General features: G+C 65.1%; 1 protein-coding gene. It reads right to left on the reverse strand.

Features of this window, described 5'->3' with window-relative positions; genetic code table 11:
- Positions 1-272 (reverse strand): SLC13 family permease (locus tag SB764_RS40325; RefSeq protein ID WP_410866798.1); only part of this gene is annotated, 272 nt, incomplete at both ends.

A 272-nucleotide genomic window follows, 5' to 3' on the forward strand; every position in this document is an offset into this window, starting at 1 on the left:
CGCCGAGACGTCGCCTTCGGTTTCCGGAAACAGACGGACGGCGAGGGCGGAGACGAGCAGGATCCCGGCGATTGCCACCGGCAGGCCTGCATAGGCGAAATCGAAGAAACGGAATCCCGTTCCCGTTGCCTTTGCCAGGGTATCGCTGACGAGCAGATTGGCCGGCGTGCCGATCAGCGACACCAGGCCACCAAGCAGTGCGGCGAAGGAAATCGGGATGACCAGCTGGCGTCTCGGGATTTGCAGCACCGTCCCGGCCCGCAGGGTTGCGG

Origin of the sequence: Paraburkholderia sp. SIMBA_027 (genome assembly GCF_046535315.1) — a bacterium.
In the GTDB taxonomy this organism is placed as follows: Bacteria; Pseudomonadota; Gammaproteobacteria; order Burkholderiales; family Burkholderiaceae; genus Paraburkholderia; species Paraburkholderia tropica.